Below are 13,018 nucleotides of genomic sequence, written 5' to 3'. Positions count from 1 at the left end.
TACCGGCAGGTGGAGGGGTAAAAACCATCGCGCCGACCCTTTATCCTTGGGTGGACATTCCCGGCGGTTGAGAGGTACACAGTGGCGCTCGTCGTGCAGAAATACGGCGGATCATCGGTGGCAGACGCCGATCGGATTCGGCGCGTCGCCGAGCGCATCGTGGAAACCAAGAAGGCCGGCAACGACGTCGTCGTCGTCGTCTCCGCGATGGGTGACACCACCGATGACCTGCTCGATCTGGCCCGCCAGGTGTCCCCGGCGCCGCCCGCCCGCGAGATGGACATGCTGCTGACCGCCGGTGAGCGCATCTCCAACGCGCTGGTCGCCATGGCCATCGAGTCGCTCGGCGCGCAGGCCCGGTCGTTCACCGGTTCGCAGGCCGGCGTCGTGACCACGGGCACCCACGGCAACGCCAAGATCATCGACGTCACCCCGACGCGACTGCGTGAAGCCCTGGACGAGGGCAAGATCGTCCTGGTCGCCGGCTTCCAGGGCGTCAGCCAGGACAGCAAGGACGTCACCACCCTGGGCCGCGGCGGTAGCGACACCACGGCCGTCGCGCTGGCGGCCGCCTTGCACGCCGACGTCTGCGAGATCTACACCGACGTCGACGGCATCTTCACCGCCGACCCGCGCATCGTGCCGAACGCCAAGCATCTGGACACCGTCTCCTTCGAGGAGATGCTGGAGATGGCCGCGGCAGGCGCCAAGGTGCTGATGTTGCGGTGCGTCGAATACGCCCGCCGCTACAACGTGCCGATTCACGTCCGTTCGTCGTATTCGGACAAGCCAGGAACCATCGTCAAAGGATCGATCGAGGACATCCCCATGGAAGACGCCATCCTGACCGGAGTTGCCCACGACCGCAGCGAGGCCAAGGTCACCGTGGTCGCGCTGCCCGACGTTCCGGGCTACGCCGCCAAGGTTTTTCGTGCCGTCGCCGACGCCGATGTGAACATCGACATGGTGCTGCAGAACATCTCGAAGGTCGAGGACGGCAAGACCGACATCACCTTCACCTGCTCGCGGGAGAGCGGCCCGGGCGCGGTCGAGAAGCTGACCGCACTCAAGGAAGAGATCGGCTTCAGCGCCGTGCTCTACGACGATCACATCGGCAAGGTGTCCCTCGTCGGTGCGGGTATGCGCAGCCACCCCGGGGTGACCGCGACGTTCTGCGAGGCGCTGGCCGACGCGGGCATCAACATCGACCTGATCTCCACCTCCGAGATCCGGATCTCCGTGCTGATCAAGGACACCGAGTTGGACAAGGCGGTCGCCGTGCTGCATGAGGCCTTCGGTCTCGGTGGCGACGAGGAAGCTGTCGTGTACGCGGGGAGTGGGATTTAAATGGTGAACATCGGTGTGGTGGGTGCGACCGGTCAGGTCGGCCAAGTGATGCGGGCACTGCTGGAGGAACGGGACTTCCGGGCCGACTCCGTGCGGTTCTTCGCGTCGCCGCGTTCAGAGGGCAAGAAGCTCACGTTCCGCGGCCAGGAGATCGAGGTCGAGAACGCGGAGACCGCCGACCCGTCCGGTCTGGACATCGCGCTGTTCTCCGCGGGCGCCACCATGTCACGGGTGCAGGCGCCGCGGTTCGCCGCGGCCGGCGCCGTCGTCGTGGACAACTCGTCGGCTTGGCGGAAGGACCCAGAGGTCCCGCTGGTGGTCAGCGAGGTCAACTTCGCCAGAGATGTCGCCAACCGGGCTCGATCCCTTCCCAAAAGCATCATCGCCAACCCGAACTGCACCACCATGGCCGCGATGCCGGTGCTCAAGCCGCTGCACGACGCCGCGGGCCTGACCCGGCTGATCGTGTCGAGCTACCAGGCGGTGTCCGGTACCGGCCTGGCCGGCGTCGAAGAACTGGCCACCCAGGCGCGCGCCGTCATCGGCGGCATCGAGGGACTGGTGCACCACGGGCGCGCCGTCGACTTCCCGGCGCCGGTGAAATACGTTGCGCCCATTGCGTTCAATGTGGTTCCGCTGGCCGGCGCACTGGTCGACGACGGTTCGGGTGAGACCGACGAGGACCAGAAGCTGCGCAACGAGAGCCGCAAGATCCTCGGCATCCCGGAGCTGCTGGTGTCCGGCACCTGCGTGCGGGTTCCGGTGTTCACCGGGCACTCGCTGTCGATCAATGCCGAGTTCGCCGAACCACTTTCGCCTGCGCAGGCGCGCGAACTGCTGGCGGGCGCGCCGGGGGTGAAGCTGGTGGACGTACCGACGCCGCTGGCGGCTGCGGGCGCCGACGAGTCACTGGTCGGCCGGATCCGCCAGGATCCCGGGGCGCCGGACGGTCGCGGTCTGGCGCTGTTCGTCTCCGGCGACAACCTGCGTAAAGGCGCCGCCCTGAACACCATTCAGATCGCCGAACTGCTGGCCGCCCAGCTCTGATCCCCTTGCGCCGAATCGCACAGGTGGGCGCCAGAGTGCGAGTGGTGTGTGCCCTTACGTCGATCTCGGCGCTGGTGTGCGCCCCACCCGTGCATGCCGACCTGGGCCTGGCCCCCGGCCAGGTGATCCGCCTCGGCCCGGTGGCCGGAACGGGCACGGCCACCGGCGATTACGGTATCGGCGCGACCGACCTGTGTGAGTTCATGGAGTTCCCCAGCCGGACGCTGCAGGTGTGCGGTGACAGCTTCGCCGGCCAGGGGGTGGGGTTCGGGAATTGGTACTCGCCCGTCGCGCTGCACATCGACCCCGACTCGATCGCCACCGAACTCCGCGTCACCGGGGTCACCGGCGCGTCGACACCGCTGCTGGCCGACCCGAAGCCGCCCGGCGCGTCGGTGCTGCCTGCCGGCATCGTGTCGATCAACCGCGAGAACTATCTGCTGGTCACCACCACGCGCAACCTCAAACCCGAATCGTCACGCCTGGTGAAAGCGGATGCGGCGCAACCCAACTGGCCGACAGTGCCGAAATCGCAGCGCGACGCCACCTATGCAGGGGGCGCGCAGTCGCAGATCAGCGGATACTACGACCCCGTCCCCACCCACGACTCGGCCACCGGCTGGGTGTACATCGTGGCCAACAATTTCGATCGCAGCAGCCCGGCCTACCTGTATCGCGTCCCGCCGAAGGAATTCACCGACCGGGGCCGGTGGCGGGGTTGGTCGGCGACCCAGGGCTGGGGTCAGTCACCCACCCCGCTGTGGGGTGACCAGACCGGTGAACTCAGCGTGCGCCAGATCGACGGCAAGACGGTGCTGTCCTACTTCAACTCCACCACCGGCAACATGGAGGTGCGGGTAGCCGACGACCCCACCCGCCTCGGCAGCGCGCCGGTCACGACGGTGGCCGTCGGCTCGCCGTGGCCGGATGCGCCGGAGGATCTGCCTGCACCGGGGGACAACAGCCTGGCCCAGCCGTACGGCGGCTACATCTCACCTGCGTCGACGCTCGATGAACTGCGGGTCCTGGTCAGTCAGTGGCACACCGCACCGGCGGACAACGCCCCGTACCGGGTGATCCAATTCGCGGTGAATCCGCTGAAGCCCTGGGCCGCAACGGGTTAGCGCGCAGGCGTTGCGGCGGGCGGCGTTCGCGTAGCATCGAGGCGGCGTCAGCCCTGCGCGTCCACAGGTTTCAAGACGGCGGGGTCCGGTAATACTGCCCAACGGGGCAGCACCGTCATGCCAGGTGAGGGAGGAGACAGATGTCGTCGCAGACAGCTGAACCACCGGAGCCGGTCGCTGCTTCCGCTGGTTCGTCTGACGAGCAGCCGAACGAGCCCACCGAGATCACCTTCGACGAGTACCTGCACCCGGCGCGACCCAAGACCTTGCGGTCGCGGCCCCGGGTGCGTACCCCGTTCGTGCGGCGGTCCCTGGCTCAGGATGGTTCGCCGACGGGGGAGAACCCCGCTTACGTGTCCTGGCTGCTGTCACAGTCGATGCTGGCCGACGCCAACGAGATCAGCCAGCAGTTCTCCGGGCAGGGGTCGATGTGGCAGAACCCRTTCGCCCGGCCGAACCCGCGCTCGGCCGTCGACACCGCCTCGGTGTGGTTCACGGCCTATCCACTGTCCTTGATCACGCGTTCCGATGAGTCGTTCCTCAAGGCAATGTCCGATAAGGAATTGTGGAAAGCCTTTGCGCAAATAGGTATTCAGGCTGTCCACACGGGGCCGGTGAAGCGCGCGGGAGGCATCTCCGGCTGGCAGCTGACGCCCAGCGTGGACGGTCACTTCGACCGGATCAGCACCCAGATCGACCCCGCCTTCGGGACCGAGGAAGAGTTCCGCGAGATGTGCGGGACGGCCAACTGGTACGGCGGCACCATCATCGACGACATCGTGCCCGGGCACACCGGTAAGGGCGCCGACTTCCGGCTCGCCGAGATGAAGTACGCGGACTACCCCGGCATCTATCACATGGTCGAGATCGACTCCCGGGACTGGGAGAACCTGCCCGCCGTTCCCGCGGGGGCCGATTCGGTGAATGTCGATGCGGCCACCGAGGATTGGCTGGACAAGGCCGGCTACATCATCGGCCGCCTGCAGCGCGTCATCTTCTATGCCGAGGGCATCAAAGAGACCAACTGGAGTGTCACGCGTCCGATCGTCGGCGTCGACGGCGTCGAGCGGCGCTGGGTCTACCTGCATTACTTCAAGGACGGTCAGCCCTCCATCAACTGGCTGGACCCCAGCTTCGCCGGGATGCGGCTGGTGATCGGCGACGCGCTCCATTCGCTGTCGGACCTGGGGACCGGCGGATTGCGGCTGGACGCCAACGGCTTTCTCGGCGCGGAGAAGTCGGCCGAGGACGACGTGGGCTGGTCCGAGGGCCACCCACTGTCCCAGGCGGCGAATCAGTTCATCGGCAGCATGGTGCGCAAGCTCGGCGGGTTCACCTTCCAGGAGCTCAACCTCACCATCGACGACATCCGGGACAACAGCGTCGCCGGCCCGGATCTGTCCTACGACTTCATCAATCGGCCGGCCTACCAGCACGCGCTGGCCACCGCGGACACCGAATTCCTGCGCCTGACGCTGCGGACCACGCTGGAGTCCGATGTGGACCCCGCCTCGCTGGTGCATGCGCTGCAGAATCACGACGAGCTCACCTACGAACTGGTGCACTGGTCCAACGGGCACCGCGACGACGTTTTCACCTACAAGGGTCAGGAGGTCACCGGTGAGGAACTCGGCCATGCCGTGAGGACCGACCTCACCGAGGCGCTCACCGGCCCGCGCGCGCCCTACAACCTGGTGTTCACCACCAACGGGATCGCCTGCACGACGGCTACGGTCATCGCCGCAACGTTGGGTGTCACGGATCTCGATGACATCGGCGATCTCGACCGCATCCGTCGGGCACATCTGCTGATGGCGATGTTCAACGCCCTGCAGCCTGGTGTGTTCGCGCTGTCGGGATGGGACCTGTGCGGAATGCTGACGCTGCCGTCCGAACAGGTCGGAGAGTTGTTGCGCGGCGGGGACACCCGGTGGATCCACCGTGCCGCCCACGACCTGATGGGCGTCAATCCGGAGGCCACCCACTCGGGCGCGGGGATGCCCCGCGGCGTCAGCCTGTACGGACCCATACCGGAGCAACTCGCCGACGAGACCAGCTTCCTGCGTCAGCTCCAGGCGATCCTGAAGGTACGCACGCACTTCGGTATCGCCACCAGCAGGCAGATCGACATCCCCGAGGTGTCCCAGCGCGGCATGCTGGTCATGGTCCACCAACTCGACGATCCGAACCAGTTGCAGTTGACGGTGCTGAACTTCGCCAACGAAGACATCGCGGGCACCGTCCGTTCCGAACACCTGCCGCCGAGCGCGGTGGTGTCGGACATGTTCAGCGGCAAGGTCATCGCCGCGGTCGACGACCTGCACAGCTTCGGCGTCGAGATGCCCGCGCACCACGGGATGTCGCTGCTCGTGGAAACCGCACCGGTCGACGACGTGCCGCCATCTCACAGCTGATTCATATTGCTGAGCTATCTGGCGCATTGCCGCACGTCGGCATCATGGAAAGCATGAGCGAAGAAGCCGAAACCCCCACCACTCCCGTCGCCCCGGTGACGACCGTTTCGCCCGCGGAGCCGGTCGTCGTGGAGCGCAAACGTCACAACAAGCTGTTCCAGGCGGTGGCCTGGGTCGGTATCGCCGCCGGCGCCACCTTCATCGTCGCCGTGGTGTTCTTCTCCGGGTTCTACCTGGGTAAGACCTCCGACGGTGGTCACCACGGCGGTCCGCACCACGAGGCGGGCATGTTCCACCGGGAGGGCCCGCCGCACATGTTCTTCCCGGGTGGCCCGGGTGAGCGCGGCGGTCCGGGCGGCCCGGGAGAGCGCGGCGACGGCCCCGGCTCGGGTGGTCAGCAAGGTGGGCCGCAGGGCCCCGGCGGACCGGGAGGACAGCAGGGTCCCGGCGCCCCGCGCCCCTGAGACCTTAAGAGGACGGTCACGGGGGTCTGAGAATCCCCGTGACCGCTTGGCAGCAGCGGCCGACTCGTGAGAGTGTCGCTAACCATGACACGCCGACCGTCGCCTACCGTGCTGATGGTCGGCGTTGTGGTATTAGCAGCGATCCTGTCCTCCTGCGGATTCCGCGGTCAGCCCGCCGACATCGCGACGTCGACGATCTTCGCGGTGGGTGATTGCGTTCAGATCCCCTCGGCGACCCCGGATTCGCAGGCCCGTGCCGACAAGTCGCCGTGCACCGCCGATCCGAGCTACACCGTGGGTGCCACCGCCGACGCCAACGGCAACTGCCCGAGCAACGAATACCAGCACCTGTCAACGCAGTTGGCCGAACCGGGCACCGCCCGGCTGTGCCTGGTGCCCAATCTCGTTGCCCAGCACTGCTACACGATGGAGATGCCGATCGGCGTCGTACAGAAGGCCGACTGCGCCGACCGTGGATCGGCACTGGTCGTCCAGATCACCCAGCGACTCGACATCCGCGACCAGTCCGCCTGCCCCGCCGTCGTCGGCTCCTACGCCTGGCCGTATCCCGCACCGGCCCGCACTTACTGCACCCAGACACTTTTCTAGGGGACTCTGCGCCCTGGCATGATCGATGCCATGCGCCTGACAGCAGCTGCGGCCGGGGTATGCGCGGCGGTCATCCTGGCCGCCCCCGCGTGGGCCAGGCCGTCCGATCCCGGAGTGGTCAACTACGCGGTGCTGCCCAAGGGCTCGGTGGCCAACATCATCGGCGCGCCGCTGGGATGGGGAGCCGACTTCACCGACCCCATCCAGGCGTTCTCCGTCGAGAACCCGGCGTGCAACAACTGGGCCGACATCGGCCTACCCGAGGTGTACGACGATCCCGACCTCGCATCGTTCAACAGCGCGCTGGCGCAGACCTCGGCGACCGACACCACGCACCTGGTCAAGCAGGCCGTCGGAGTCTTCGCCACCGCTGACGCCGCCGCCAGGGCCTTTCACCGCATCACCGACCGCACCGTGGGCTGCTCGGGGCAGACAACCCCGATGCATCTGGACAACTTCGTGACCGAGGTGTGGACCTTCACCGGCGGACCCGCCGCACCCGCCGACGCGGTCTGGGTCAAGCAGGAAGCCGGCACCGACCGGCGGTGCTTCACGCAGACCAGATTGCGGGACAATGTTTTGCTGCAGGCCAAGGTCTGCCAATCTGGGAACGGCGGGCCCGCGGTCAACGTGCTTGCGGGGGCTATGCAGAACTCGCTGGGTCAGTAGCTGTGCGCAAAAGCCTTGGGAATATGTCGGACCCTTCTGGAAGATAAAGGGTAGATAGTGAGAACGGCTCCTTAGCGTCCAGACCACCGGGGAGGAACGGCACGCATGACCACCGCTGCGTGGGATGTCGACTGCGCTTCCGGCGTCATGGCTGCGCGCGTCGCCGAGGACTGTCTGCGGGACGGCCCGGTCGGTGTGGTCGGCCTGGAACTCGAAGCGCATTGTTACGACGTCGGAGACCCCACCCGCAGGCCGGGCTGGGATGAGATCGGTGACGCCATCGAGTCGGTGCCTGCGTTACCGGGCGGCAGCACCATCACGGTCGAGCCCGGCGGTGCGGTCGAGCTGTCCGGCCCGCCAGCGGCCGGGGTGTCTGCCGCGATCACGGCGATCACCGCAGATCGTGACGTGCTGCGGGGCGCGTTCGCGGCCCGCGGGCTGGGCCTGGTGTTGCTGGGCACGGACCCGCTGCGCCCCGCACAGCGCATCCACCCCGGAGCCCGGTACCAGGCCATGGAGCGCTTCTTCGCCCGATCGGGTACCGCAGGCGCCGAGATGATGACCTCGACGGCCTCGATACAGGTGAACATCGAAGCCGGCCCACGTGAGCAATGGGCCGACCGGGTGCGGTTGGCCCATGCGTTGGGACCGGTGATGACCGCCCTGTCGGCCAACTCCCCGCTGCTCGGTGGCCAGTTCACCGGCTGGCGCAGCACCAGGCAGCGTGTCTGGGGTCAGATCGACGCCGCCCGCTGCGGTCCGGTGCTCGGCCAGAACGGTGACGATCCCGGGGCGGACTGGGCGCGCTATGCCCTACGCGCCCCGGTGATGCTGGTGCGCGCCGAGGGCCGCGGCGGCCAGGCCGAGGCCGCGACGGACTGGGCGACGTTCGCCGACTGGGCCGACGGCCGCGCGTCCCTGGGTGGCAGGCCGCCCACCGACGCGGATCTCGACTACCACCTGACGACGCTGTTCCCGCCGGTGCGGCCCCGGCAGTGGCTGGAGATCCGCTACCTGGACAGCGTGCCCGACGATGTGTGGCCGGCGGTCGCCTTCACGCTGGCGACGCTGATGGACCACCCGGCGGCCGCGCAGATCGCCGCCGAGGCCACCGAACCTGTTGCCACGGAATGGGATCTGGCCGCCAGGGTGGGGCTGGCCGACCCGCGCCTGCAGGCCGCCGCCGTCCGCTGTGTGGGCGCCGCCGCAGAACATGCACCCGAGCAACTGGTCGAACCGATGCAGCGGTTACTGCGGAACGTCACGGCCGGCCGCAGCCCGGCCGACGACTTCTCCGATCGGGTCCTCGCGGACGGCATCCCCGCGGTCCTCACGCACTTGGCGAAGGATGGTTTGTGACGTCACCTGAGGTGCTCGCCGCCGAGCTCACCAGGGCCAGGGAACGCACCCTGGCACTGGTCGACTTCGACGACGCCGAACTGCACCGCCAGTACGACCCGCTGATGAGCCCGCTGGTGTGGGACCTCGCCCACATCGGACAGCAGGAAGAACTGTGGCTGCTGCGCTACGGCGACCCAGACCGGCCCGGCATGCTGGCCCCCGACGTCGAAGCGCTCTACGACGCGTTCGTGCATTCCCGCGCCAGCCGCGTCCGGCTTCCCCTGCTGCCACCCACCGACGCGCGGGTGTACTGCCGCACCGTGCGGGACCGCGCCCTCGATGCGCTCGATGCGGCCCGGACCGAGGACGAGCTGTTCCGCTTCGGTTTGGTGGTCTCCCACGAGAATCAGCACGACGAAACCATGCTGCAGGCGCTGAACCTGCGCGCCGGGCCGCCGATCCTCGGAACCGGGGCGTCCCTGCCCGCCGGCCGCCCCGCCGTCGCCGGCACCTCGGTGCCCGTACCGGCCGGGTCATTCACCTTGGGCGTCAACGCATCCGACGAGCCGTACTCACTCGACAACGAACGGCCCGCCCACACGGTCCATGTCGACGCGTTCCGGATCGGCCGGGTCCCGGTCACCGTCGCGGAATGGCGTGGGTTCATCGACGACGGCGGATACCACCAGCCGCGCTGGTGGTCCCCGCGCGGGTGGGAGCACCGGCAGCAGGCAGGGCTGGTGGCGCCGGCATTCTGGAACCCGGACGGCACCCGCACCCGGTTCGGGCACGTCGAGGAGATCCCCGCTGACGAACCCGTCCAGCATGTCGGCTTCTTCGAAGCCGAGGCGTACGCGGCGTGGGCGGGGGCCCGGCTGCCGACCGAGATCGAGTGGGAAAAGGCCTGCGCCTGGGATCCCGCTCGCGGCGCACGCCGCCGGTTCCCCTGGGGCGCAGCCGAACCCACCGCGGATCTGGTCAACCTCGGTGGTGCCGCCATGCGACCGGCGCCGGTGGGTGCCTACCCCGGCGGCGCGTCGGCGTATGGGGCCGAACAGATGCTCGGTGACGTGTGGGAGTGGACCAGCTCCGTGTTGCGGCCCTGGCCCGGATTCACCCCGATGATCTACGACCGGTACAGCGAACCGTTCTTCGACGGCTCCGGTGCGGGTGACTACCGGGTACTGCGCGGTGGGGCGTGGGCGGTGGGAGCCGGGATCGTGCGGCCCAGCTTCCGCAACTGGGACCACCCGATCCGGCGCCAGATCTTCTCCGGAGTGAGACTGGCCTGGGATGTGTAGGCATCTCGGGTGGCTGGGCGCCCCGGTGGCGGTGTCCGCACTGGTGCTCGACCCGCCGGAAGGTCTACTGGTGCAGTCCTATTCGCCGCGCCGACAGAAACACGGGACGGTGAACGCGGACGGCTGGGGCGTCGGCTTCTTCTCCGGTGGCGGTCTGCACCGCTGGCGCAGCGACAAGCCGCTGTGGGGGGACGCCTCCTTCGCGTCGGTTGCGCCCGCGCTGCGCAGCGGTTGTGTGGTGGCCGCCGTCCGGTCGGCCACCATCGGCATGCCCATCGAACCGTCGGCGTCCGCGCCGTTCACCGACGGCACCTGGTTGCTGTCGCACAACGGCATCGTCGACCGCGGGGTGTTGCCGCCGGCTCGGGACGCCGAGTCCACCGTCGACAGCGCCGTGCTGGCCGCGCACATCTTCAGCCGCGGCCTGGATGCGCTGGGCGCCACGGTCGCCGAGGTCGGCGCGGCGGATCCCGGGGCGCGGCTGAACATCCTGGCCGCTGACGGTTCCCGGCTGCTGGCCACCACGTGGGGCGACACCCTGTCGGTGCTGGCGCGCGCCGACGGCGTGGTGCTCGCCAGCGAACCCTTTGACGATGACCCCGACTGGCGTGACATTCCCGACCGCCACCTCGTGCAGGTGGCGGCCGGGCAGGTCACCCTCACCTCTCTGGAAGGATCGCCATGACCCTCTCGTTGGCCAACTCCCTGCGCCGCGACGTTCTCGACGGATTGCAGCAGACCCCGAAGACGTTGCCGCCCAAGTGGTTCTACGACGCCGTCGGCAGCGACCTGTTCGACCGCATCACCCGACTGCCGGAGTACTACCCGACCCGCACCGAGGCGTCGATCCTGCGTGACCGAGCGGCCGAGATCGCGGCGGCCTCCGGCGCGGACACGCTCGTGGAGCTGGGCAGCGGCACCTCCGAGAAGACCAGGCTGTTGCTCGACGCCTGGACCGGTCGCGATCTGCTGCGCCGGTTCATCCCGTTCGACGTGGATCCCAGTGTGCTCAGCGATGCCGCCGCCGCGCTGCGCACCGAATATCCGGGCGTCGAGGTCGAGACCGTATGCGGCGATTTCGAACAGGATCTCGGCACCATCCCGCAGCAGGGCCGGCGCCTGGTGATCTTCCTGGGCTCGACCATCGGCAATTTCACCGCCGGGCCGCGTGCCCATTTCCTTGCGGCACTGGCAGATACGCTGCGACCGGGTGATGCGCTTCTGCTGGGCACCGATCTGGTCAAGGACACCGACCGGCTGGTGCGCGCCTACGACGACAGCGCCGGTGTCACCGCGGCCTTCAACCGCAACGTGCTGACCGTGGTGAACCGGGAGCTGGACGCCGACTTCGACCTCGACGCCTTCGAGCACGTCGCCAAGTGGAACGACGAACTGGAGCGCATCGAGATGTGGCTGAAATCCGTTCCGGCCCAGCGCGTTCACGTCGGCGCACTCGGATTGGCGGTCGACTTCGCGGCAGGCGAGGAGATGCTGACCGAGGTGTCCTGCAAGTTCCGGCCCGAGGGCGTGGCTGCCGAACTCGAAGCGGCCGGCCTGCGCCGGACACACTGGTGGACGGACCCGGCGGGCGATTTCGGGCTCTCGCTGGCGGTCAAATGACCCTCGCGCAGCTGTGGCGCGACGCCCGGCCCCCCGTGGCGGGACTGCATCTGGACAGCGCGGCCTGTTCCCGGCAGAGCAACGCCGTGATCGACGCGACGTCCTCCCATGCCCGCCATGAAGCAGAGGTGGGTGGTTACGTCGCCGCCGAAGCCGCCACACCGGTGCTGGACGCCGGCCGTGACGCGGTACGCGCGCTGGCCGCCATCCCGGACGCCGAGGTCGTCTTCACGACGGGTTCCAACCACGCGTTGGATCTCCTGCTGAGCAGCTGGGCCGGTGCGCGCACGCTGGCCTGCCCGCCGGGTGAGTACGGACCCAATCTCGCGATCATGGCGGCGAACGATTTCGCGGTCCGACCGTTGCCCGTCGACCCCCTCGGGCGTCTCCTGGTGGATGGGGCCACCGACGTCCTACGGGCCGATCCGCCCGCGCTGGTCCACCTGACCGCCCTGGGCAGCCACCGCGGGGTCGCGCAGCCACAGGCGGAACTGGCCGCGGTGTGCCGGGATCTCGGGGTGCCGCTGGTGATCGACGCCGCCCAGGCATTCGGCCATCTCGACTGTGCGGTGGGGGCGGACGTGCTGTACTCCTCGTCGCGTAAGTGGCTCGCCGGCCCGCGCGGTGTCGGGGTACTGGCGCTGGAGCCCGCATTCGCGCGGGGTCTCGCACCCCGGCTGCCACCGCTGGAGAGCGGCGAGGCCAATATCGCCGCGCGCGTCGGGTACGCGCTGGCGGTCGGCGAGCACCTGGCCGCCGGGCCACCGGCGGTGCGGGCGCGACTGGCCGAGGTGGGCCGCTGGACGCGGACCGCGCTGGCCGACATCCCCGGCTGGCGCGTCGTCGAACCCGTCGACGAACCCACCGCCCTGACCACCCTGGAACCGACCGGGGACGCCGTCCCGGCGCGGGTCCGGTCCCGGCTGATCGCCGAGCATCGCATCGTCACCACCGCGTGCGAACTGGTGCGCGCACCATACGAACTCGCGCGTGCCGTGCTGCGGGTGTCCCCGCACGTCGACGTCACCGAAGCCGAGCTGGAGCAGTTCGCCGAGGCGCTGGTGGCCTGTAGTTAGTGTGAG

General features: G+C 68.6%; 12 protein-coding genes. All 12 read left to right on the top strand.

What is annotated here, in order from left to right; all coding sequences use genetic code 11:
- Positions 1–81: 81 nt before the first annotated feature.
- Entirely contained in the window at positions 82–1,347 is a 1,266-nt protein-coding gene (locus tag AC1DY7_RS09380) for an aspartate kinase (protein WP_477493397.1), read from the top strand.
- Positions 1,348–2,394: an aspartate-semialdehyde dehydrogenase gene (locus AC1DY7_RS09375; protein WP_477493396.1), complete on the top strand. Its 1,047-nt coding sequence runs from the start codon at positions 1,348–1,350 to the stop codon at positions 2,392–2,394.
- Positions 2,395–2,438: 44 nt separating this feature from the next.
- On the top strand, positions 2,439–3,518 hold the full coding sequence (locus tag AC1DY7_RS09370; RefSeq protein ID WP_477493395.1) for a DUF4185 domain-containing protein: 1,080 nt from the start codon (positions 2,439–2,441) through the stop codon (positions 3,516–3,518).
- Positions 3,519–3,658: 140 nt separating this feature from the next.
- Positions 3,659–5,932 (top strand): maltose alpha-D-glucosyltransferase, encoded by a 2,274-nt coding sequence (gene treS, locus AC1DY7_RS09365; protein WP_477493394.1) that lies wholly within the window; start codon positions 3,659–3,661, stop codon positions 5,930–5,932.
- 53 nt (positions 5,933–5,985) lie between these two features.
- Positions 5,986–6,396: a hypothetical protein gene (locus tag AC1DY7_RS09360; protein ID WP_477493393.1), complete on the top strand. Its 411-nt coding sequence runs from the start codon at positions 5,986–5,988 to the stop codon at positions 6,394–6,396.
- Positions 6,397–6,480: 84 nt separating this feature from the next.
- The gene (locus AC1DY7_RS09355; RefSeq protein WP_477493392.1) at positions 6,481–7,005 is read left to right on the top strand and encodes an LppU/SCO3897 family protein; all 525 of its coding nucleotides are present in this window, start codon (positions 6,481–6,483) and stop codon (positions 7,003–7,005) included.
- Between the two features lie 30 nt (positions 7,006–7,035).
- On the top strand, positions 7,036–7,674 hold the full coding sequence (locus AC1DY7_RS09350) for a sensor domain-containing protein (protein WP_477493391.1): 639 nt from the start codon (positions 7,036–7,038) through the stop codon (positions 7,672–7,674).
- Between the two features lie 105 nt (positions 7,675–7,779).
- On the top strand, positions 7,780–9,033 hold the full coding sequence (gene egtA / locus AC1DY7_RS09345) for an ergothioneine biosynthesis glutamate--cysteine ligase EgtA (protein ID WP_477493390.1): 1,254 nt from the start codon (positions 7,780–7,782) through the stop codon (positions 9,031–9,033).
- Complete coding sequence (gene egtB, locus AC1DY7_RS09340; protein ID WP_477493389.1) at positions 9,030–10,316, top strand: ergothioneine biosynthesis protein EgtB; 1,287 nt, start codon at positions 9,030–9,032, stop codon at positions 10,314–10,316. The genes egtA and egtB overlap by 4 nt, the downstream gene beginning before the upstream one ends.
- Positions 10,309–11,001 (top strand): ergothioneine biosynthesis protein EgtC, encoded by a 693-nt coding sequence (gene egtC, locus AC1DY7_RS09335; RefSeq protein WP_477493388.1) that lies wholly within the window; start codon positions 10,309–10,311, stop codon positions 10,999–11,001. Before egtB ends, egtC begins: the two co-directional genes overlap by 8 nt.
- Positions 10,998–11,936: an L-histidine N(alpha)-methyltransferase gene (gene egtD, locus AC1DY7_RS09330; RefSeq protein ID WP_477493387.1), complete on the top strand. Its 939-nt coding sequence runs from the start codon at positions 10,998–11,000 to the stop codon at positions 11,934–11,936. Before egtC ends, egtD begins: the two co-directional genes overlap by 4 nt.
- Positions 11,933–13,012, top strand: a complete 1,080-nt coding sequence (gene egtE, locus AC1DY7_RS09325) for an ergothioneine biosynthesis PLP-dependent enzyme EgtE (protein WP_477493386.1) — start codon at positions 11,933–11,935, stop codon at positions 13,010–13,012. The genes egtD and egtE overlap by 4 nt, the downstream gene beginning before the upstream one ends.
- The last annotated feature ends 6 nt before the right edge of the window (positions 13,013–13,018 follow it).

Source organism: Mycobacterium sp. P2_H7 (assembly GCF_056403275.1).
Note: the sequence above shows the minus strand (reverse complement) of the source record. Positions and strands in the feature narration are given on the sequence as shown.